This is a genomic window from Roseixanthobacter pseudopolyaromaticivorans (genome assembly GCF_043195145.2).
Classification (GTDB): Bacteria; Pseudomonadota; Alphaproteobacteria; order Rhizobiales; family Xanthobacteraceae; genus NCEH01.
In genome coordinates this window covers 2,182,739-2,203,363 of sequence record NZ_CM195539.1, presented here as the reverse complement: position 1 = coordinate 2,203,363, position 20,625 = coordinate 2,182,739, and the positions used below count along the sequence as shown (strand labels likewise).

At 65.3% G+C, this 20,625-nt stretch carries 15 protein-coding genes; 14 read left to right on the top strand and 1 reads right to left on the bottom strand.

Annotation, left to right across the window (positions count from 1 at the left end; genetic code table 11):
- Positions 1-12 precede the first annotated feature (12 nt).
- Positions 13-246 carry a hypothetical protein gene (locus V5F68_RS10565; RefSeq protein ID WP_394012500.1) on the bottom strand — a complete coding sequence of 78 codons (234 nt, stop codon included), beginning with the start codon at positions 244-246 and terminating at the stop codon, positions 13-15.
- A 544-nt stretch (positions 247-790) separates the two neighbouring features.
- On the opposite strand from V5F68_RS10565, the gene V5F68_RS10560 reads away from it, so the two are divergent.
- From V5F68_RS10560 to terL, 14 genes are all read left to right on the top strand, one after another.
- Positions 791-1,735, top strand: a complete 945-nt coding sequence (locus V5F68_RS10560; RefSeq protein WP_394012499.1) for a major capsid protein — start codon at positions 791-793, stop codon at positions 1,733-1,735.
- A 69-nt stretch (positions 1,736-1,804) separates the two neighbouring features.
- Positions 1,805-2,395, top strand: coding sequence for a phage tail tubular protein A (locus tag V5F68_RS10555; RefSeq protein ID WP_394012498.1), 591 nt, complete (start codon positions 1,805-1,807; stop codon positions 2,393-2,395).
- Positions 2,392-4,890 (top strand): phage nozzle protein, encoded by a 2,499-nt coding sequence (locus V5F68_RS10550; protein ID WP_394012497.1) that lies wholly within the window; start codon positions 2,392-2,394, stop codon positions 4,888-4,890. Before V5F68_RS10555 ends, V5F68_RS10550 begins: the two co-directional genes overlap by 4 nt.
- Complete coding sequence (locus V5F68_RS10545) at positions 4,890-5,351, top strand: hypothetical protein (RefSeq protein WP_394012496.1); 462 nt, start codon at positions 4,890-4,892, stop codon at positions 5,349-5,351. The genes V5F68_RS10550 and V5F68_RS10545 overlap by 1 nt, the downstream gene beginning before the upstream one ends.
- On the top strand, positions 5,342-5,857 hold the full coding sequence (locus V5F68_RS10540) for a virion core protein, T7 gp14 family (protein WP_394012495.1): 516 nt from the start codon (positions 5,342-5,344) through the stop codon (positions 5,855-5,857). Before V5F68_RS10545 ends, V5F68_RS10540 begins: the two co-directional genes overlap by 10 nt.
- A complete protein-coding gene (locus V5F68_RS10535; protein WP_394012494.1) occupies positions 5,857-7,980 on the top strand; it encodes a hypothetical protein in 2,124 nt (707 codons plus the stop codon). The genes V5F68_RS10540 and V5F68_RS10535 overlap by 1 nt, the downstream gene beginning before the upstream one ends.
- An 11-nt stretch (positions 7,981-7,991) precedes the next feature.
- The gene (locus V5F68_RS10530) at positions 7,992-12,116 is read left to right on the top strand and encodes a transglycosylase SLT domain-containing protein (RefSeq protein WP_394012493.1); all 4,125 of its coding nucleotides are present in this window, start codon (positions 7,992-7,994) and stop codon (positions 12,114-12,116) included.
- 12 nt (positions 12,117-12,128) lie between these two features.
- Positions 12,129-12,830 carry a phage tail fiber domain-containing protein gene (locus V5F68_RS10525; protein WP_394012492.1) on the top strand — a complete coding sequence of 234 codons (702 nt, stop codon included), beginning with the start codon at positions 12,129-12,131 and terminating at the stop codon, positions 12,828-12,830.
- A 1-nt stretch (position 12,831) separates the two neighbouring features.
- Entirely contained in the window at positions 12,832-15,921 is a 3,090-nt protein-coding gene (locus tag V5F68_RS10520; protein ID WP_394012491.1) for a non-contractile tail sheath protein, read from the top strand.
- Between the two features lie 9 nt (positions 15,922-15,930).
- On the top strand, positions 15,931-16,164 hold the full coding sequence (locus V5F68_RS10515; protein ID WP_394012490.1) for a hypothetical protein: 234 nt from the start codon (positions 15,931-15,933) through the stop codon (positions 16,162-16,164).
- Positions 16,164-16,394: a DNA packaging protein gene (locus V5F68_RS10510; RefSeq protein WP_394012489.1), complete on the top strand. Its 231-nt coding sequence runs from the start codon at positions 16,164-16,166 to the stop codon at positions 16,392-16,394. Before V5F68_RS10515 ends, V5F68_RS10510 begins: the two co-directional genes overlap by 1 nt.
- Positions 16,394-16,555 (top strand): hypothetical protein, encoded by a 162-nt coding sequence (locus V5F68_RS10505; RefSeq protein WP_394012488.1) that lies wholly within the window; start codon positions 16,394-16,396, stop codon positions 16,553-16,555. The genes V5F68_RS10510 and V5F68_RS10505 overlap by 1 nt, the downstream gene beginning before the upstream one ends.
- Complete coding sequence (locus V5F68_RS10500) at positions 16,555-17,640, top strand: GDSL-type esterase/lipase family protein (protein WP_394012487.1); 1,086 nt, start codon at positions 16,555-16,557, stop codon at positions 17,638-17,640. The genes V5F68_RS10505 and V5F68_RS10500 overlap by 1 nt, the downstream gene beginning before the upstream one ends.
- Positions 17,641-17,754: 114 nt before the next feature.
- The gene (gene terL, locus V5F68_RS10495) at positions 17,755-19,506 is read left to right on the top strand and encodes a phage terminase large subunit (RefSeq protein ID WP_394012486.1); all 1,752 of its coding nucleotides are present in this window, start codon (positions 17,755-17,757) and stop codon (positions 19,504-19,506) included.
- Positions 19,507-20,625: the final 1,119 nt, after the last annotated feature.

Here is a 20,625-nt window from a genome sequence, read left to right as displayed (position 1 = left end):
GGACCTCCCATGTTATCGTGAGAAGTCAAAACCGGGAAGGGTAGGAAACCCGTGCGCTTGCAAGCGCAACTTCTTCAACGTCTTGCTGATGGTGCTCTGGCTGACGCCCAGATACGCACCGACTTCGTGCTGGGGGTAGCCTTGGCCACGCAAGGCAACGGCGATCCGGCACATGGTCGCGGTCATTTTGGGGGACCGCTTGAAAAGGCGGCGATTGATACCCGGTGCGATGGTAACTGCGTCCATATGTGACTCCATATGAACTTCGCTACTTGCGTCCAAGGCGCTTGAGGGTATGCTCCGCGTTGCTAATCCGAGAGCTAACCCTCGCGGCACAGTGGCCAGCGAAGCAATTTTATGGCCTGGCTCGGGGGCAGTTCGTAGCTGCACCCCGAGCCGACTCAAGCAAGCCATAATGACGCCATTCGCCCCCGCGATATAGGGCGGAATGCATCTTTATGCACATATTTTATGAAGGTACCCATTCTGTACCACATTTTCACTGTCTGTCAAATCTTTCGGTTGGAATGCGCCTTTTTACGGTTGCTTTTAGCCCGTTATCCACAGGGTTAATTCACAGGCCTGACCGCGCACGTTAGGTGGCGGCCACCAATGATTTTCATCAGCCATACCTGAATGCTCGTGACGTCGTGCCCCTCTCTAGGGGGCGACCACGGCTCCGCATAACAGCGGCTCTCGCTCTCCCCGCCGAGGTGGGGAGCGCCGAGAACTACCGACCACGTGCCGATGCCGAGGACTTCCATCCTCAAGCATTCAGGCTTTCCCACACATGGCTTATCCCGACACCACCGTCTCCCGCCTTGGCCAGATCAACGGCGCCGGCGACGTTCAGGCGCTCTTCCTCAAGATTTTCGCGGGCGAAGTGCTCACGGAATTCGAGCGCACCAACATCTTCAAGGCTCTGCATTTCGTCCGGCAGATCGCCAGCGGCAAGTCCGCCTCGTTCCCGATGATCGGCCGGGCGAACTCCGCCTACCATACGCCCGGTAACTGGATCGACGGTTCGGTCATCACCCACGGTGAGACCATCCTGACGGTCGACGATCTCCTCCAGTCCAACGTGTTCATCGCGAACGTGGACGAGGCGATGAACCACTATGACGTTCGCGGCCCGTACAGCTCCGAGCTGGGCCAGGAACTGGCGTATCAGTACGACACCCACGTTGCCCGCGTGATCGCCCTCGCGGCCCGCTCCGCCAGCAACCTGACCGGCCGTTCCGGCGGCTCCCGCATCACCGACGCCGCCATGGCGACGGACGCGGCCAAGCTCGAAGCGGCCCTGTTCACCGCTGCCCAGACGCTCGACGAGAAGAACGTCGGCCTCAACGACACCCAGGCGGTGTTCCGTCCGGCCCAGTATTACCTGTTGGCCCAGCGCGACCGCCTCGTGAACAAGGAACTCGGCGGCACCGGCGGTGTGGCCCAGGGCAAGGTGGACACCGTGGCGGGCTTCCCCATCGTGAAGTCCAACCACGTCCCGTCCACCCAGATCACGACCGGCCCGACCAAGTACCAGGGCGACTTCCGCACCACGGTTGGCCTCATCTTCAACAAGATGGCCGCCGGCACCGTCCAGCTCATGGATGTGGGCGTGGAGTCCGAGTACGAAATCCGCCGTCAGGGCACGTTCTTCGTCGCCAAGTATCTCGTGGGCCACGGCATTCTCCGCCCCGAGTGCGCCATCGAGATCGCCACCGGCGCCGTCGCCGGCTGATCCACAGCAACATCAACCACAGCAATCGGCGGGGGTCCTTCGGGGCTCCCGCCTTTTTGCGTCAGGTCCATGTCCACCGACATCCTCACCCCTTCGACAGAAATCGAGGCGGTCAACGCGCTCCTTGCCGCAATCGGAGAGAGCCCGGTGGACACCCTTCTGGGTGTTCTCCCCGTTGACGCTGCCGCCGCCCTGACCAACCTCCGCCGATTTAGCCGGCAGCTCCAGAAATCAGGCTGGTCCTTCAACACCGAGATCGCGTACCGGCTGACGCCCAGCGTCAACGGCGAGATCATCCTCCCCGCCAACACCCTCAAGGTCGATCCTTCCGACGTCCAGTTCGACCTCGTGCAGCGCGGCCTGCGTCTCTACGACCCGGTCGCCCACACCTATGCCATCGGCAAGCCCGTGGTGCTGGACTTGGTCATCGGCCTCCCGTTCGAGGAGCTGCCCGAGACCGCCCGCAGCTACATCATGGCCTCGGCGGGCCTGCGCTTTCAGGACCAGTTCCTCGGCGATGCCACGGCGCATTCCTTCTCCGAGAAGGATGTCAAGCAGGCATGGTCCGAGTTCCTCTCCGATGAGGCCGAGAACGAGGACCTGAACGTTCTCGACGCGCCGACCCCACAGCGCATCCTGCGGCTTCGTTCCCGCACGTGAGCCACGTCTCCGGCGATATCGCCAATCTCTATTCCGGTGTTTCCCAGCAGGCCGTGGCCCTGCGCCTGCCGACCCAATGTGAGAGCCAGGAGAACTTCTATTCCACCATCGTCGGCGGCTTGAAGAAGCGTCCGCCCATGGAGGTGGTCGCCAAGCTCCCGGTGTTCTCCACCAACCTCTCCATGCACATGATCGACCGTGACGCCGACGAGCGTTACGTCACCACCATCAGCCGTTCCGGCATCCGGGTGTTCGACTTCGCCGGCAACGAGCGCTTCGTGGATGCCCCCAACGGCTGGGGCTATCTCGCCGACGCCACCGACGAGGCGGCCGACTTCAAGGCCCTCACCGTGGCCGACTACACCTTCATTGTGAACCGCAAGAAGGTGGTCCAGCGTTCTGCCAGCTTCTCCCCGACCCGGCCGCACGAGGCGCTGATCTATGTGGTGCAGGGCAATTACAGCCGCACCTACAATGTCACCATCAACGGCAATCTGGTGGGCTCCTACAAGACCCCCGGCGCCGGCCTTGCGACCTCTGCGGTTGCGGCGGGCACCGACTGGATCGCCAACATCCTCATCAGCGGCCTGCCTTTGCCCGGCGGCTCCTTCTATGTGGGGCCGAGCGGTAACGAGAACCAGGTGATCTGGGGGTTCTCCGAGGACAATTACCAGATCGTGGACAACCACGGCCTCGTCGTCCGCATCATGAACCACCAGGGCATCACGCCGCAGAACGGCTGGACCCTCCAGCGCTACCAGAGTACGATCTACGTCAACCGCTGGGACGGGCAGGACTTCTCCCTCAGCGTTGACGATGGCTACAACGGCAACGCCATGAAGGTGTCCAAGGGCTCGGTGCAGAAATTCACCGACCTCCCGGCGTTCGCGCCGAAGGACTTCGTGGTCCAGATCTCCGGCACCGACACCTCGACCTCCGACAATTACTGGGTCAAGGCCACCAAGGACGGCGGGGACGATGCCAACTCCCAGGTGATCTGGAAGGAGAGCGTTGCGCCCGGCACCTGTCTCGGGCTCGACCCCAGCACTATGCCCCATATCCTGGTGCGCGAGGCGGACGGGCACTTCACGTTCAAGCCGGCGAGCTGGGACGAGCGCGAGTGCGGCGACGGGGTCGACATCAATCCCGACCCGTCCTTCGTCGGCCGGACCCTGGAGGACATCTTCTTCCACCGCAATCGCCTGGGGTTCCTCAGTGACGAGAACGTGGTGATGTCCCGCTCCGGGTCATTCTTCAACTTCTTCCGCACCACCGCCACCGCGCTGCTGGACGATGACCCCATCGACGTGGCCGCGAGCCATGTGAAGGTCTCGATCCTGCGCCACGCCGTGCCGACCCAGGACTATCTGGTGCTGCTGTCGGCCGACACGCAGTTCCGGCTGGCCGGCAACGACCTCCTGACGCCCAAGAGCGTGTCCCTGCGGCCCCTGACCGAATATTCCTGCTCCACCCGCGTCGCCCCGGCGGTCTGCGGCAAGAGCGTGTTCTTCGTGTCGGACGCCGTGGTGAACAAGGACTGGGCCGTGGTCTACGACTATCTCGTGGACAAGAACACGGAGACCGCCGAGGCCGACAACGTCACCTCCCACGTCCCCAATTACATCCCGAGCGGGGTCCGGCAGATCGTCGGCAGCTCCGATGAGGAGACCCTGGCTGTCACCACGGACGGGGACCCCGGCGCCATCTACATCTACCGCTATTACTGGTCGGGCGACCAGAAGCTCCAGTCCTCCTGGTCCCGATGGTCCACGCCCTCGGCGGCGCGGGTGGTGAGCATGGCGTTCCTCAACTCCGACCTCTACGTGGTCACCCAGCGCGTGGACGGCATCTATCTGGAGCGCATGCGGATGCAACCCGCAGCCTTCGACGAGCCCCCCGAATTCATGGTGCACCTTGATCGGCGCATCGTGCTCTCCGGCGGCGCCTATGATGCCTTCAACGACCGCACCACCTATCAGCTTCCATACCCGGTGACCGACACCCTGGAAGCTGTGGCTGTCTCAGGCCAGCGAGCCGAGCAGCTTGAGGTGATCGCCCGCAACGGCTACGCGCTCACGGTCAAAGGCAACAGCGTCAACGTCAAGGTCTTCTGCGGGGTGCTCTACGAGAGCCGCTACCGCTTCTCCACCATGTACCACCGGCAGCAATCCGCGAACGGCGGCATGGTCACCATGATCGGTGGGCGCCTCCAGCTCCTGCATCTGAGCCTGACCCACGACCAGACCGGCTACTTCCGCGTGGAGGTGACCGTGGACGGGCGCAGCACCAAGTCCTACCCATACTTCGGGCGGGTGTTCGGCGACACCAAGCACGTCTTCAACCGCGTCGAACTGGAGAGCGCCCGCATCTCGACGCCCATCATGAGCCGCTCCGACCGCGTCGTGATCGAGCTGGTGAACGATAGCTGGCTCCCCTCCAGCTTCGTCTCGGCCCGTTGGCGCGGCACCTACAACGCCACGGCCCTTCAAATCTGATGGGCTACACCGTCCCCGCGACGGTCCAGCATGCCCGTGACCTCTGCCCCCTTCTGCGCAAAGCGGACCGGGCGGAGGTCCTGGCGCTCACCGGCGCCCCGCCCGAGCTGATCCTGCCGGCCTGCGTCGGCGGTGATGCCTGGGCCATGTTCACCGACACCCACGAGCTGGCCGGCCTCTGCGGCGTGGACCACGTGGTCAACTTCCCAGGAATTGGGATTGTGTGGATGCTGGGCAGCGATCTGATCGCCAAGCACCAGCGTGACTTCCTGGCCCATGCCAAGCTCTGGGTCGAAGACCAGCACCAGCGCTACCCGCTTCTCACCAACATGGTGGATGCCCGCAACACCCGCCATATCCGGTGGCTGGAGTGGATGGGGTTCACCATGCTCCGCCGCGTCGAAAGATGGGGAGCGGCAAGCCTTCCCTTCATCGAATTCGAAAGACGCATATGTGCCTAGTCGCAGCCCTACCACTGGTGTCGGCGGCGTTGAGCATTGGCGGAGCGGTCGCCGGTTACGCCGGAGCCGTGAAGCAGGCCAACCAGCAGAACCAGCTCTACATGGACAATGCCGCCGAGGCCAACCGAGCCGCCGGCGACCAGTACAACGCCCTCACCCATAAGCGCACCCAGGAGCGGGCCGCCTCCAGCCAGCAGCTCTTTCAGAACGACCTGGAGGGCCTGCGAGCCCGCAGCACCGCCCGCACCTCGGCAGGCGAAGCTGGCGTCACCGGCCTCTCCGTGGATGCGCTCCTCGGCGATCTCGGCGCCCAGCAGGGCCGCAAGTCCGAGGCCATCGACAGCCAGTATCAGATGACCACCGACAGCATCACGGCCCAGACGCAGGAGGTGAAGGCCAACACCCAGTCCCGCATCAACTCCGTCCAGCGGGCCGCCAAGCCCTCCTTCCTGCCGTTCCTCATCGGCGGTGCATCCGGCGCTGTCGGCGCCTTTAAGGGGGTCTGATGGCAACGCAACGCACCCGAGTGGAAGTCGGCGACCTCGGCGCCCCGCAGGACCTGCGCGTTCCCAATTTCGGCGGCGACACCTTCGTCCAGCCCGAGCGCCCGGTCATCAACAACGACCTGGAGCGGCTTTCCCAGTCCCTGTCCGGTTTCTCCTCGGCGCTCTCCGGCTTTGCCCGCGCCAACGCCGCGACTGACAAGAAGGCCCTGGAGGATCAGGCGAAGGAGGCGGCCACCCGCTTCGTCGCCGCGTCCACCGACAAGCAGCTCTACGACGCCGTCACCACGGGGCAGGTGCCCTATGCCAGCCACCCGGTCGCCAAGGCGGTCGTGGACAGCGCCATGGGCACGAACATCGGCAACGAGTTCAAGGCCAACATGACGGCGCAGTTCGGCCCCGGCGGCTCCCAGTCTCTGCTGGATGCCAACGGCAACCCCCTCAATATCGACGAGATCGTCACCGGGCAGGTTAAGGGGTATCTCGACCGCATCCCCCAGGGGTCGCCCCATGCCACCACGACCTTCGCGGGAGGGGTGGAGGGGGTCAAGCAGTTCCTGCTCCAGCAACAGCAACAGCAGATCGCCGCCCGCAACGGGCAGATGCGGGACACCGCCATCACCACCGGCTTCCGCAATGTACTCCAGGGCGCCGACCTCGCCGGCCTCCCGCCCGAGAAAGTCTCCGAGCGCGTCCGCACCGCCTACGGGGAATTGCAAGGCGTCACCCATGCCACCTGGGCGGAGCTGGACGACAAGCTCGTGGGCACCCTCAAGCTGTCCCTGGCGGATAACGCCGCGACCCCGCAGAACGCCCGCAATGTCATCGCCATCCTCGACGCGCCCCGCAAGGACGCCGCCACCGGCCAGGACCTCGGCCCGTTGGCGCAGAACCCGCGCTTTGCCCAGGACGCCACCGTGCTCCGTTCCGAGGCCACCAAGGTTCTCGCCAAGGATGCCGAGGTGCAGGTGCGCAGCCAGATGGCGGAGCAGGCCCGCGCCGCTTTCGAGCGGGGGGACGGTTCGTTCGACGCGATCCAGGACGTCCCCTTCGTCAATCCCTACACCAAGCAGGCCAAGGTCATCCCGGCCCAGGAGATCAAGGACGCCGCCGTCGTGCAGCAGTCCCAGCTCACTCGCGCCAATGTGGCCCGCCAGCTCAACGGCCAGCCGGCCAATGTGGTGAACAGCCAGGTCTTCGTGTCCCAGGCCAACCAGTTCATCCCCAATGGCGTCATCAATCCCGAATGGCAGGGCTATCTGCGCTCCTCGGTGAAGGCCGCGGCCGACGCCACCTCGCTCACCGATCCCGATAAGGCGGCCCGCCTCAAGCAGTCGGCGAACCTCTACGAAGCCCTGCGGACCCGCAGCCCTGCCTATGTGGACGCCATGCTCACCAAGGAGGAGCGCGGCTTCTACGAAAACTACCACCTGCTGCGGAAGATGGGGCAGGGGGACGACTTCGCCCTCGCCGGCGCCGCCAAGGTGCTGGAGCCGGAGAACCAGCAGGACCCCGGCGTCATGGCGCGATATCAGGAGGTCCAGAGCAAGGTCGACAACTTCACCAAGACCGGTGGGTTTAGCACTTGGGTCGGGACCTTTGGCGGCACGACCACCGGGAACCTCGGGCAGATGCGCTCGGAAATCATCCGGCGCGTCGGGCTTCTCTCCCGCACCCAGGGCATGTCCGTGGACAAGGCCATCGAAGCCGTGTCGACCGACATCAAGGAGAATGTTCCGGTCATCAACGGGCAGTTCCAATTCAACCGCAGTCCGTTCCTCGTGAAAGGACGGGAGGGCGTTGTCCAGCGCCAGCTCGACGACGTGTTCGCCCAGCATGCCCCCGACCTCAAGAGCCAGGGTATCACCAGCTCAGAGGACCTGTCCGTCAGCTTTGAGGGTGGTCACTACCGTGTGGTTCGTGCCGCCGATGGCCTGCCTGTCGCGGTTCGTGGACCCACCCCATTCGTCACCTTCACCGACCGGATGCTGCGCTCAACCCAGCAGCGGATGGAAACCGAAGGCAACCAGAAGATCGCCGAGGACGGCAAGTCCAAGAAGACCGTCCGCGAAATCCAGATCGACACCGGGTTCGACCCGCGCATCCCCGAGTTCGTCCCGCAATAGCAACAGGAACAATGGCAGAGACCGACCTGACTCTTCTCGACCCCAACCAGGACCAGACCGTCAGCGCCGGTCCTGCCTTGTCTCCGCCTGAGCTGGACCTCCCCGACGTGCATGGGGCGTCCGTGGCGGCTCCGAGCACTCCACCCGACCTTTCCCTACCTGACACCTCGGATGCCGCAAGCGCCCTCCCGGCGCCGATGCAGCCCGCACCCCAGACCCCTCCTGCGCCTGCCGAGTCTCCACCGGCCACGGGTAAGCTCGCCACCGGCCGCGCCACCCGCATCAACCAGAGCAATCCTGGCGCCGCCAAGGTGATCGAGACCTTCGCCGCCAAGCACGGCGTGGACCCCGACGTCCTCAAGGTGCTCGCCGACATCGAAAGCTCCGGCAATCCCTCGGCCGTGACCGGCTCCTACAAGGGGCTCTTCCAGATGTCTGACGAGGAGATGGGGAAGTATGGTCGGGGCCGCAGCGCTTTTGACATCGAAGCCAATACCGAGGCCGCCATCCTCTCCATGAAGGACAAGGCAGCGGCCTTCCAGAAGCGCTTCGGCCGCGCCCCGACGCCCACTGAGTTCTATCTCGGCCATCAGCAGGGTGACGGCGGTCTGGAGCAGCATCTCGCCAATCCCAACCGGCCGGCATGGCAGTCCATGTACGCGACCGGGGAGGGGAAGCGGCGAGGAGAGAAATGGGCGCGGGATGCGATCTGGGGCAACATCCCCACCGACATGCGCCAGCTCTTCCCCGGCGGCGTGGACACGGTCACCTCGGCACAGTTCGCCGCTGTGTGGGCGCAGAAGGTCCAGGGCATCCCCTATGCCCAGGCGCTGGGGAAAGCCCAAGGCGGAACTTTCGGCACCGGCTCCCTGTCCGGTGGCGGGAACGACTACAACGCGCCGGTCCAGCCATTCGCCGATACGTCGCCGTCCTTCGCCCCCGCCGGCACCCAGGAGGCCGCTGTCGAGCAGAACAAGCTCCAGCACCCGACCGACGACCCCGGCGTCTGGCAGATGGTCCAGGCCGCCGCGTCCGAGACGATCACGGCCCGCATCTTCCAGCAGACGCAGGAGTTCATCCCCGATCCCGCCTACGTGCCCACGGCGGAGGAGGTCGCCGTTCGAAAGCAGGGGCTCCCGGAGAAGTTTCACGACAGCCTGATCGGCGTGTCGGCCGAGCACTCCAACTATCTGACCAACCTTGCCCGCCAGCAGGCCACCAACGAGCAGACCCTGGCGGACGGCGGATGGACCGGCACCGGCATCAACGTCCTCACCACTATGCTGGACCCACCCACCCTAGCGCTCGGCATCGCATCGGGCGGCGCCGGCTCGGCACTCGGCGGGGCCATGAAGCTCGGCCGGGTCGGGCAACGTCTGATCGCCGCCGCCGCCAACGCGGCCGGCAACGTGGCGACCGAGGCGCTCCTCGACGCCAGCGGCAAGACCTCGACTGCCTCGGACTATCTCGGCGCGGCGAGCTTCGGTGCGCTGTTTGGCTTCGCCTTGGGACCAATCGCCCGCAATCCGGCGACCGCCGACATTGCCGCTGCCGGCATCCGGCGCACCCGCGAGTTCCAGACTGGGCTCGCTTCGGGCGACCTGGGTGCCGCCATCAACACCGGCAACACCCTCCAGTTCTCCACCCACGATCTCGCGAAGTTGGCGGACGCCGACGTTCCCTCCACCGCCATAGAGACCGGACGCATCGACATGGCTGGCCGGGTCGGCAGGTCCGAGAACCCGGCGGCCCGCGCCATCGGCGGTGCGTTGCTCACCGACTCCGTGGGCGTCCGCGATGCCGATGGCCTCCACGCCACGAACCCCATCGCCGCCGATCAGGACAAGGCCCGGCTCGTCGCCGGCTACCGGACCCGCGTCAGCACCGTCGCCGCCCCGAGCTTCAAGGAATGGGCCGACGCGCAAGGCGTGCCGTGGTGGAAGCGCTCCAGCTTCTCGAAGGCGTGGAAGGATTTCGGTGAGGAGGTCGGGTCCTACATCCGCGACGACCTGCCGGACGCCTCCGGCCGCTATTCGCCCCAGGCGATCCGCGTCGGCGACACGATGCGCGAGAGCTACCGCCAGCAGCTCAAGGACAACCAGGACCCGCGTTGGCGGGAAGGGGGAGGTGGCCGCCCGCTGCCCGGTCTGGAGCAGGTTTCCTCCGACATGTTCTACAGCCCCCGCGTCTACAGCTTGCACAAGCTGGATCAGCTCGCCTCGCGGGTTGGCGACATGAAGGTGGTGCAACTGTTCGAGGGCGCCATCCGCTCCCGTAACCCCCACCTCTCCGACGACCTCGTCGGCCGCATCGCCCAGGGCATGTACAAGAACCACCGGGCTCGCGGCTTTGGGCTCCAGGAGCGCGGCATGATGCTGCGCAACGGCGCCGAGCCCAACCTGCTCAAGGCCCACCTCATGGAGGACATCGGCCTGCCCGAGGCGGACGCGGACCGGGCCGTTTCCATCATCACCGCCGAGCGCCCCGGCGTTCCATTCGCCAAGGCCCGCTTCGATCTCGACGAGAAGTTCGAGCTGCCGGATGGCACCAAGTTCTCCGACATCCTGGAGACGAACGCCTTCGCGCTCCACGAGAATTACACCAGCTCCGCCCAAGCCTGGGCTGCGCTCGGCCGGGTCCGCATCACCGACGCCGCCGGCAGCGCCATCGTGGACGGCATCCGCTCGGTCAATGAGTTTGAGCAGCTCCTCGACGTGGTCCGCGCCCGTGGCGTCGGCACCCAGACCAAGGCGCAGACCGATCGTGACATCGCGATCCTCCGCGAGGCGTTCGACCGCATCCGGGGCGTGCCCCACGACGCCGCCGGCTCCACCTGGGACAAATCCCTGGAGTTGCTGCGCAACGTCAACCTCTTCCGACTTGGCGGCAACTTCGGCATCGCCCAGCTCGGCGACATCGGTGGCCTGCCTGCAATCGCGGGCATCCGCGCCATGCTTCAGCACATGCCGGACTTCCGCCGGATCGTGGATGGCGGCGTCCTCACGCGCGGCAGCGAGTTGGGCAAGGAACTCCAGGCGGTCTTCGGCTTCGGTGCCGACGATCTGCGGGGCCTGACCCAGCATGTGCGCGAGGAGATGCTGCTCGGCCGGGCGGAGCTGGACCCGAAGGGCTCCCGCCTCGACATGGCGCTCGATGCCTCCCGCCGCGCCTCCGAGTTCGTGATGCAGGCGTCGGGCCTTCAATATCTCACCGCCGTGCAGCAGGTGTGGGCCGGCAAGCTGATCGCGCAGAAGTTCTCCGATCTCGCGAGCCGCGTCGCCGGCAATGCGACCCTATCCTCCGCCACCTTGAACCGCATGAAGTTCCTCGGTCTCGACGACGCCATGTTGGGGCGGGTCCTGCGGGAAGTGGGCACCCACCGCGAGGTGGTCGGCGGCACGTTCGGCGAACGCATCAACCGCATGAACCTCGACAATTGGACCGATGGGGAAGCCCGCCGGGCCTTCGAGGGCGCGGTGTTCCGGCTCGCTCGCAAGGCGATCCAGGAGAACGACATCGGTCTCCAGACGCCCTGGTCCCGCAGCCCGCTGTTCCGCTCCGTCATGCAGCTCCGCCAGTTCACCCTGACGGCGTGGCACAACAACACCCTGCACAACCTCAACATGCGGGACGGGGAGTCCATCGGCCACCTCGTCGCCTCAACATTCGCGGCGGGGTTGGTCTACGCCGGGCAGGTGCGCCTCCAGGCCGCCACCGAGGCAGACCCCGAGAAATTCCTGCGGGATCGGATGAAGCCCGGCGCCTTCGGCGCGGCGGTGTTCCAGCGAACCGCAGCTTCCTCCCTCATTCCAACCATTGTGGACACGGCCCTGGGACCGGTCGCGGACCCGATCTTCAACTACCGGACCTCCGGCCAGCCCTCCAAGCTCATCAGCGGCATCCCCACGGTGAGCCTGTGGGACGACCTCCAGACCGCCGGGCAGGCGCTGGCGTTCCCCAATTACGACGGGCGCGAGCGCTCGCAGCAGGAATACAAGGCCATGCTGCGTGTGTTCACCAACTCCCTGCCGGCGACTGCTTTGTTCTCCACCATGATCTCGGGGGCGCCCGCCCGTGCCCCAAAGAGCCGCGATGGGCACAGCATCCCCGACATCATCATGAACTCTGTGGACTGATCCAAACCACCCATGGCTTCCAGCTACGTGACTTACACCGGGGACGGCGCTCAAACGCTGTTCTCGGTGCCTTTCCCCTTTATCGACCGCAGCCACGTCTTTGTGGACGCCGGTGGCCAACTCGCTCCCTTCACCTGGCTCAGCAACTCCAGCATCGCCCTGGTGACCGCCCCGGCTTCTGGCGTGGCCATCAAGGTGTTCCGCTCGACGCCCAAGGACCTGCCGCTGGTCACCTTCTTCAACGACCAGACACTCGACGTCAGCCACTTCAACCTCGCCATCCGGCAGGCGCTCTACGTGGCCCAGGAGCTGGAGGACAACACCGGCTCGGTCATCAACCAGTACATCATCAGCCACGTGTCCGGTGACTGGTTCTACGATCTCACGGTCTCCATCCCCTACACCCCGCTCACCGGCGAGACGGTCCTCATCCACCCGGTGGTCCGGCAGCTCACCATCCCCGCCAACTTCGCCGGCAGCTCCGCCCGCGCCGATAAGCCCGCCACCGATCGCACCCAGGTCTTCACCATCTACCGGGGCGCCACGGCCATCGGCACCATCACCTTCTCCCCCGGCAGCGCCCCCGGCGTGTTCGGCGGCGCGGGGAACATCGTCGTCAACCCCGGAGATATGTTGAAGGTGGCTCTCACCTCCCAGAACGACAGCACCTTCCGCGACATCGGCATCACCTTCCAGATGACCGGCCACGCCTGACATGGGTTATCTGATCTCCACCCCCAAGGGGGACCGCAGCGATGTCGTCCGGCGGTTCACGCCGAAGCTCTGGACCCTCGACATGCCGCTGGAAGCCTCCGGCTCCATTCGCACGGTGGGCCCGGACGGCGTCGATGCGAGCGCCATCTTCCGGCGTAATGGCGACATCGTCGGCATCATGTGGAACACCGACATGCAGTTGGACCATCCTCGGTTCCGCTACGAGGGCAAGCCGGACTACACCGGCTGCGTCCTGGATTTCGACATCGAACTGGGCGGGACGTCCTCGCGCCTCGACAGCCTCTACGGCATGTCCATGGTGATCGACACGGCGGATGGGGGGCACTATTACGTGCGCCTCTGGAACTACCGGACGGACCCGTCGAACACCTCGCCGTTCCGCCAGTCCGTTCGCATCCCGTTCACCGCCGATCTCTATGGCGGTTACGAGCCCACGCCGGCCTCCGCCAGCGAGGACGTCAAAGCCTCCCGGCGCGTCCCGACCGGCGCCATCACCCGCATCATGCTTCCCATCACGCCGCGCGATTATCTCGCCGGGGCCGCCACGCTCGGCCTGCCGCTGAGCACGGGAAGCCGCCAGCTCACCATCGTCACCACCAATGGCGCCACGCTGTCTCCCGGAGACGTCATCACCATCCCCACAGCCGGCGGGGGTGGGACCGACCTGACCATCGCAGGAGCCGTCGCCGATCCGGGTGAGGCGGTTGCCCATGCTTCCGACTGGGGTGACGTGGTCTTCACTTGGCCCGAGCCCGTGGGCGTATCGAACCCGACCTATCAGGTCCGCGTGTTCAACAACGGTCTTGTGGTCCACAGCGGCACCACGACCGAGCCCTTCTATGACTTCCCCGTGGAAGCCTCCATTCCGATCTATGGCTTCCCGCCCTCCTGGATACGCTGGGAGGTCACGGTGGCGGGCGATCTGTCCCCCCTGGTGACACGGGAAGGCTCCGTCGTTCTCGACAATGCCTTCGTCACGGTGCTCACGCCGTTCGGCGGGCAGTCCAACGGGGTCGGCCACTTCACCACACTGTCCGGCAGCAACCGGGACACCTGCTCCGCCGGCACGTTCCGCCGCAAGCTCGCCGAACTCTATGGCATCCGGGCCGTGCAGGTCATGCCGCTGATGGTCTGCTGGGGTTCGGCCGCCGCTGACAAGCAGGCCGACGACGATGCCAATACCGGCGAGAATTATTGGTGGGATCTGAACGCCAATGCCCCCGGTCCCCGCCTGCTCCAGGCCGTGTCCATCATCAAGGGCACCGGCGTGAAGCCCGATACGATGATCTGGGCGCAGGGCGAGAACGACGTCAGCTTCATCGGCTGGCCCGACGACCACGGCTATCCCAAGCCCACCATCGCCCGCCTTAAGAGCGCCTGGGAGGCGATCTTCCACTACCTGCGGGAGCAGGTGAACCCCGACCTGAAAATCTGGATACAGAAGGTATGCACCTCCTGGTACGGCAACCCGCCGGTGCAGGTGCTGCCGGACCTCTATGCCCAGGCGCGGGCGGCGCAGGACCAGATCGCGACGGATGATCCGCTGACCTTCATCGGCGCGGAGAACCTTGCCTTGCAGGTGTCGGACTTCTTCCGCGAGGACATCACCTACATCCACTATGCCACGGCCATCTATCACACCCTGGCGAACACCCTGGCCGCCAACATCCATGCCGGCCCGGCCATCGTCGGCACCGGCCCGCTGGACGGCGTGGGGACCCCCGACCCGATCTTCTCAGGGCCGCCCGTGGTCTCGAACGGCGGGGTGCATGTGGTGCGCACGGCACAGACCTACAACGGCCCGACCGTCCCGATGGGGACCGCATTGGAGGTTCGCACTTCGGTCAACGTTCCGCTGATCGCGCAGAACGAATGCCGCCTCTCGCTGCGGAATATCCGGGTCTCCGGCAGCAACACCGACCTCCTGTGCGATCTGCGGCCCGAGCCGGCCCATCGGCTGCGCATGACCGATGGCTACGACAATTGCTACAACCTCTCGCCGGAGTTCGTGGTGGACCGCGTCTACAGCCTCGGGTACCGCGACCATTATGTGCTCTACATGGGCATCTCGCATTTCCACAACTTCTCGTGGACGGGCGAGCGCTGGTTGCTCAGCAAGACCGGAGAGCTGGTCAACACGCCCACCCGCGAGTGGTTCACGGACTTCTGCCAGCGGCTCAAGGCCAAGGGCTATGCGCTGTGGCTGTCCATCAGCTACGAGATCCTCGCCGCCATCATCCCGATCGAATGGCAGCAGGTGAACATTTCGGGAATGCCCGGCCACACCGGCTGGAGCCCGCCGAGCGCCCTGGTGGAGCCTTCCAACCACGAGGGGGCAACCTACCTCGCCAGCGTCGCCATCCGCTTCCTCGGGATCATGAAGGCCGCCGGCCTGCCTGCGCAGTACCAGATCGGCGAGCCGTGGTGGTGGGACGGGTCGTTCACGGACGGCCAGCCCTGCGTCTATTCCTACGCCACCGCCTTGAAGTACCTGGCTGACACCGGCAACTACGCGCCCCAGCCCTATATGACCTCCACCCACCTCACGCCTGAGGCGCTGGAAGTTCAGCGGCCCTATCTGGAATGGCTCGGCCGGCAGCTCGGCGAGAGCACCAACCTTCAGGTCTCCATCGTCAAGGCCACCTTCCCCGAGACCAAGACCGCCATCCTGGTGTTCACGCCCCAGGTGCTGAACCCCTCGGCCAATGCCTCCGCCATCATGAACCTGCCGCCCGCCGATATGTGGGGGCCGACCAAGTTCGATGTTCTCCAGATCGAGGATTACGACTGGGTCACGGCCGGCGAGTTCGACCTCATGAAGTCCACCTGGGTCATGGCCAAGGAGACACTCGGCTATCCCCTGGATCGCATCGAGTATTTCTCCGGCTACGTCCAGAACCACACGGACGGTTATATGTGGGCCTACGTGGATGCCGGCATCGAGATCGGCGTCACCAATGCCGCTTCCCAGACCTATGTCTGGTCCCGCGAGCAGGTGATGCGCGACGGCTACATCTACCAGCGCCGCGTCTCTCCCTCCGTCACCATCTCCACCAACGCACAAGTCTAAGAGTGAACCATGTCTGCTGACCCGAGCGACCTCGGCCTCCATCGCGATCTCGGTCGCCTGGAGGGCAAGGTTGACTCCATCGCTGAAACCGCCGAGCGCATCGAGACGCGCCTCGCATCCCAGGACGAGCGCATCGCCACCCTGGAACGCCGCCAATGGTACATCACGGGCGCCGCTGCGGCGGTCGCCTGGATCGCCTCCAGCTTCCTCGACCTCCGCGCCATCCTGAGCCGCATCGTCTGATGAAGGCCGACGCTAACCTCCTCGAAGAACTCCACGGCGTTGTTGTCCGTGAGCTGATGAGCCGCATCAAGAGCGGCGAGGCCACCTCCGGCGACATTGCCGCAGCCGTGCGCATGCTCAAGGACAATGGCGTGGACGCCCGCAGCAAGGACGCCGTGGAGATGGAAGACCGCCTCTCCGCCCTCCTGCCGTTTCAGGCCGCGCCTTCCGACCCCGACATCATCGACTGATGGAAGCCTCGCCTCCGTCCTCCGTGCCCGGCACCTTGCCGACGCAGGACACCTACAACCCCTGCCTCGGCTCCGGCTCGCTCTTCACGCTCTCCGAGCAGCCGCGCCGGGTGACCAAGAAGCCACCCATCGGCTTCGTCCATTTCAAAGAGAAAGGCTGATGGCAGATCTTCCCATCTCCTCGACGATCTATACCGCCGTCACCGCCCAGGACATGGCGGGCCGCACATCCGCCCTGGCCCGAGCCAAGATTGCGCCCGGCCGATATTTCCGCGTCTTCTGCGGCATCGACAGCCTCTCGGCGGGCGGTGGTGATCCGCTGTCCACCTATCGCACGCCCCTTGCCGCCGGCTTGAAAGAGCGTCTCGGGGACGGCGGGCCGGGCCTCCTGTGGTTCGATGCGCTGAACGCCGGCTATTATTCCGGCGCCACCGGCGGCACGGTCTCCGCCTTCCTGGTGGGCAATCCCGCCTGGAATAGCGGAGCACGCTCCCATAGCCTGTGCGGCCTCGGCACGACCTTTACCGGCGTGTCGGGCGCCTATGCGGGTCTTGATCCCGGCGCTCCCTGGGATCGCGTCCGCATCTATTTCGAGCTGGGCACCGGCGGTTCCTTCGGTGCCGTGGCGGACGGCGCGGGTGCCATTGGTGAGACCGTGGACACGACGCGCTTTCCCACCGGCACCTTGTGCAGCGTCGATCTCTACCGGGCCGCCACCCACGAGACCGCCATGGCGATCTATTCAGGCGCCGGCACGTTCACCCTGTTCGGCGCAGAATTCCTGCTGGATGGCGGCGGCGCCACGGTTTCCAACGCCGGCATCTCCGCCACCGCGCTGGCGCAACACGCGAGCCTCGACGATAGCTGGGGCCGCGCCTGGGCGCAGTTGCTCAAGGCTGACGTCTACATTCTCAACGCCGGGATGAATGACCGCCTCACCGACGACGGCGCGAAGTACGGCTTTGGCATCAACAAGCTGGTCGGCCGGTGGCAGGCCGGCGGCACCGACGTGCTGCTGGTGCGCCCCAACGACAGCTCGGACGTCGCGACGACCTTCCTGGCCGGCTACGACAAGGCGCTCCAGATGACCGCCATGGCCCGGCGCTGCGGCTATGTGGATGATCGCGACGCCCTCGGCGTCTATGCCGATGCCGTGGCGGCCGGCTTCATGAGCGATCTCATTCACCCCAACGACCCCGGCAATGCTGCGCGGGCCGCCGCCTACCTCGCCGCAATCACCCCCTGAGTCCTCCCGAGTCCGTGGGCGGCTGTTCGGGCTTCTGGCTACACACCTAGCCGGAGCGCCTCAGATGGCCGCCCACGACTCTCCCTGGCAACTCCAGGCCCAGCCCAAGGATTGATGACCAAGCCCCCCGGCTCCACCCGGAGCCATCTGCTTTCGACCACGTCCAAGACCCCTGCCGATCCGCTCAAGGCCGACTTCCGCAACTTCCTCTGGTTGATCTGGAAGTCGGGGATCATTCCCCTCAACCCCGACCCGACGCCGATCCAGTACGACATCGCCTATTGGCTCCAGCACGGCCCGCGCCGTCTGGTGATCGAGGCGTTCCGGGGCGTCGGCAAGAGCTGGATCACCTCCGCCTTCGTCTGCTGGCTGCTCTATTGCAATCCCCAGCTCAAGATCCTGGTGGTCTCCGCCTCCAAGCAACGGGCGGACGCCTTCTCGGTCTTCACCCTGCGCCTCATCCGAGAGGTGGAGGTGCTGAAATTCCTGGAGCCCCACGACGGCCAGCGCGAGAGCACGGTCGCCTTCGACGTCGGCCCGGCCCGCCCTGACCATTCCCCCTCGGTGAAGAGCGTCGGCATCACCGGGCAGCTCACCGGCTCCCGCGCCGACGTGATCGTCGCCGACGACATCGAGGTCGCCAACAACTCCGCCACCCAGGCCCTGCGGGATCGTCTCGCCGAGACCGTCAAGGAGTTCGACGCGGTGCTCAAGCCCGGCGGCCGGGTGATCTACCTGGGCACCCCGCAGTCCGAGCAGAGCCTCTACAACGAGCTGCCTGAGCGCGGCTACGTGGCCCGCATCTGGCCGGCCCGCTATCCCACCCCGGAGAAGCGGGAGAAGTATGGGGCCAAGCTCGCCCCCTTCATCTCCGAGAAGCTCGACACCGATCCCAACCTCGAAGGTCAGCCCACCGACCCCGGCCGGTTCTCCGACGAGGACCTGCTGGAGCGTGAAGCCTCCTATGGGCGCTCGGGGTTCGCCTTGCAGTTCCAGCTCGATACGAGCCTGTCCGATGCCGACAAGTATCCCCTCAAGCTCCGCGATCTCGTCGTCTTCCCCCTAGACCCCTTCCGTGGTCCCACCGATCTCGTCTGGGCTTCCGGACCGCAGCAGGTGCTGGAGCTGCCCAGTGTGGGTCTGGCCGGCGACCGCTACCACCAGCCGGCCTGGACCGCCAACACCTTCGCCGAGTGGGAGGGGTCGGCCATGTTCATCGACCCTTCGGGCCGGGGCAAGGACGAGACCGCCTACGCCGTCGTGAAGGTCCTCCATGGCCGCATGTTCCTGACCGCCGCCGGCGGCTTCAAGGGTGGTGGCTATGACGAGGACACCCTGACCGCCCTCATGATGATCGCCCGCAAGCAGGGGGTGAACGTGATCCTGGCCGAGCCCAACTACGGCGGCGGCATGTTCACGGCGCTCCTCAAGTCCGTATCGCAGAAGGTCTACCCGGTGCGGATCGAGGATGCCGAATGGACGCGGAACCAGAAGGAGGTCCGCATCATCGACACCTTGGAGCCGGTCATGAACCAGCACCGGCTGGTGGTGTGCCCCTCCGTGGTGGAGCAGGACTACAGCTCCACCGAGGACTATTCCCCCGACGACCAGCGGGATTGCCGGCTGTTCTACCAGATGACCCGGATCACTGCGGCGCGGGGCGCCCTGGCCCATGACGACCGCCTGGACGCCGTTGCCGGGGCCGTGGCCTATTGGGCCAAGGTCATGGCCAAGGACACCGACAAGGCCGCCCTGGCCCACAAGGACAACCTGTTCGACCAGGAGATCGAGAAGTTCCTGAACAACGCCATGGGCCGGGAGGTCATGAAGGAGCGTTGGGCGTCTGGGCTGATGCAGGGGCGTTAGTTCGCCTTCCGGCCTGCATCAAGAGCCCGCATGACTGCATAGAGGATGACGATGGCTGCGAAGTCGAACACAAGACCGTCTATGCCCTGCCGGTGCAGGAACCAAGACAGCTCACCATCGAGCTTCCCTCCGATAAGGAGCAAAGCCGCAGACCCAGCAATGAAGCACCACTTCAACCCGACTGACGAGAAACCCACCGATACCTCCATCCTCGAACGAGGGAGGTGGAGGTAGCCCGCCTATTGGGGATTGTCCACGGGGCAGGGGGCTTAGGTTGCACCAGAGCATGGCTCTGCCGGGTTGCCTCTATGTAGGATATATCTAGGAGTATCTTCTAGAGTCTTCCAGCATCTTCAGGAGCCATTCAGGGACCCGTAGGAGAAGAGGACCATCCCCCTCTCCACGGGCTCCCTGGGGCTCTTGAGGAGGTGGGCAGATTTGGGGGAAATCTGTGAAGCCCTCTCGATGAATAAAGCACAGGCGCGGACCCCCCGTGCCCCCCTCGCGCGTCGCGCCTACGACGTGCCCGTGCGCCTGTGGTTTGCCGTTCGCGCCCGTGATAGTTGCTAGCCGCGCGAGGCGTCTGTCACCGGAACCTGCCACCGACCCACCGCAAACCGTTGTGGCTGCAGGGTTTTCCACGGATATGATATCGCTGCTCCTCCTCCCGGCTCACCCTCGCGCCCGTGGTTTGCCGTTCGCGCACCCGTGATGCGCTCCCGCGCCCGTGGTTTGCCGTTCGCGCTCGTTTTGCCGTCTGTTTTCGGATCAGTGTTTTTGCCCTCCTGCCGAGTTATCCACAGGCTCTAGAAGATTTCTTGGGGCTTGGAACCTAGCAACGCCAACGGTTTCTGCCGCGTTCCGTCGATTTTCTCAGTTGGTCCGCAAAAGAGGACTAGACAGTTTTGGGGACAGTCTCTAGATTGGGTTCATCGAACGAGACGGAGACACACCAATGACCACCACCCAAACCCCTAGGAACCGCAGGACTCTCGGGAACACCTTCCACACCGTGAGCGACACATGGGCAGAGGCGGAAGCGCGGTACGCGGCACGACAAGAGGCTCGCAAGGCGCGGGAGGCGCAGGGCGAGGGCAGAAGAGGCGAGGAGGGGTGAAC

Bases quoted from the DNA above. Each gene is read 5' to 3' on its own strand.
- V5F68_RS10565 (WP_394012500.1), bottom strand. From the start codon at position 246: ATGGACGCAGTTACCATCGCACCGGGTATCAATCGCCGCCTTTTCAAG.
- V5F68_RS10560 (WP_394012499.1), top strand. From the start codon at position 791: ATGGCTTATCCCGACACCACCGTCTCCCGCCTTGGCCAGATCAACGGC.
- V5F68_RS10555 (WP_394012498.1), top strand. From the start codon at position 1,805: ATGTCCACCGACATCCTCACCCCTTCGACAGAAATCGAGGCGGTCAAC.
- V5F68_RS10545 (WP_394012496.1), top strand. From the start codon at position 4,890: ATGGGCTACACCGTCCCCGCGACGGTCCAGCATGCCCGTGACCTCTGC.
- V5F68_RS10540 (WP_394012495.1), top strand. From the start codon at position 5,342: ATGTGCCTAGTCGCAGCCCTACCACTGGTGTCGGCGGCGTTGAGCATT.
- V5F68_RS10535 (WP_394012494.1), top strand. From the start codon at position 5,857: ATGGCAACGCAACGCACCCGAGTGGAAGTCGGCGACCTCGGCGCCCCG.
- V5F68_RS10530 (WP_394012493.1), top strand. From the start codon at position 7,992: ATGGCAGAGACCGACCTGACTCTTCTCGACCCCAACCAGGACCAGACC.
- V5F68_RS10525 (WP_394012492.1), top strand. From the start codon at position 12,129: ATGGCTTCCAGCTACGTGACTTACACCGGGGACGGCGCTCAAACGCTG.
- V5F68_RS10520 (WP_394012491.1), top strand. From the start codon at position 12,832: ATGGGTTATCTGATCTCCACCCCCAAGGGGGACCGCAGCGATGTCGTC.
- V5F68_RS10515 (WP_394012490.1), top strand. From the start codon at position 15,931: ATGTCTGCTGACCCGAGCGACCTCGGCCTCCATCGCGATCTCGGTCGC.
- V5F68_RS10510 (WP_394012489.1), top strand. From the start codon at position 16,164: ATGAAGGCCGACGCTAACCTCCTCGAAGAACTCCACGGCGTTGTTGTC.
- V5F68_RS10505 (WP_394012488.1), top strand. From the start codon at position 16,394: ATGGAAGCCTCGCCTCCGTCCTCCGTGCCCGGCACCTTGCCGACGCAG.
- V5F68_RS10500 (WP_394012487.1), top strand. From the start codon at position 16,555: ATGGCAGATCTTCCCATCTCCTCGACGATCTATACCGCCGTCACCGCC.
- terL (WP_394012486.1), top strand. From the start codon at position 17,755: ATGACCAAGCCCCCCGGCTCCACCCGGAGCCATCTGCTTTCGACCACG.